Annotated in this window: 2 protein-coding genes; one reads left to right on the top strand and one right to left on the bottom strand. The window is 43.8% G+C overall.

Annotated elements, in window-relative coordinates:
• The coding region (locus BEA93_RS24460; RefSeq protein WP_272896994.1) for a FaeA/PapI family transcriptional regulator at positions 1 to 196 on the top strand (196 nt) is incomplete at its 5' end.
• Between the two features lie 684 nt (positions 197 to 880).
• Here the strand turns inward: BEA93_RS24460 and BEA93_RS25165 are convergent.
• Positions 881 to 1,039 (bottom strand): zinc-ribbon domain-containing protein (locus tag BEA93_RS25165; RefSeq protein ID WP_236942100.1); only part of this gene is annotated, 159 nt, incomplete at its 5' end.

The following is a 1,039-nucleotide window of genomic DNA, read 5'->3' as shown; positions in this document are numbered from 1 at the left end:
GCAGATACTGTCTTTTATTCAGGAGATAAACACGCCATGCAGAACGACTGATATTTCTTCACATTTTGACATGAGCACTTATCAGGCCCGCCATTACCTTATGTGTCTTGAAAAAGAGGGAAAAATAAGACGTACACCTCTTCGTCGTGGTGCCCGTACTTTATGGGAGGTGGTCAGAGAAACAGAAAAGCATTAATAAAAAATATGCATTTTTTCAGCATAAGCCGTATTGACTGGTCACCTAAAAGGTAAACGGAATTTAACAACTGAGTGCTTATATTGTTACTTTACGGCGTTATTGAAATGTTGGCTAATCAGGAGTCTTTTTATACCACTCTCAGATACAGATTACTGATGCAGTATCCCAAAGCTTCAACTCTGACAGCGCTGCAATTTTAGGGGTTACAGCTTTATATCACTAACAATGGCACCGACGCACACTTCAGCTATATCAACGCCACATTTTTCTGATCCATGGTTCCTTTGGCATCATTAGCTGTAATGTCCTGATAAACAACCACTGGAAAAAAGATTGTCAATTCGTGTAATCGTACTGAAGAGAATGCCGTATAAATATTCAGCTGACAAAACGCCATCAGTCCATAAAAATCAACAGAAGCACAGATGATTCATCCAGCCATCAACGAAAAATTGTTGCCATAACCAGTGGCTATGGTCATTCTGCGTAACTTCGTTAAATACCCAAAACATTTGCCCTCAGGTGATGAAGTTCGTCGATGTCTCTCCTGTCTGAGTGGTGCGTAAAACAGATCGCCAGCAGACGCAGCCAGTGCTCCACCGTTTGCGGAACAAAACGCCGGACCGCACGGATCCGGCATAAGCGTTCCTGTCATGATAAAGTCATTATGTTGCGTCCTCCTCACTCCAGGTTCCGGAGCAAATCTGGCTGGTACCTGTAAAGAGACTTTGTACATGCTGCCCGGCAATAAATCCCCGTACCACAGGTTTCACAGAACTTCTTCCCATGAAAAAACTGGCCGCACATCACACAATGCCACTCCAGCACGACCGGTAAGGG

The organism is Escherichia sp. MOD1-EC5950 (assembly GCF_002965345.1).
GTDB lineage: Bacteria > Pseudomonadota > Gammaproteobacteria > Enterobacterales > Enterobacteriaceae > Escherichia > Escherichia marmotae.
This window is presented reverse-complemented; position numbering and strand designations above follow the sequence as displayed.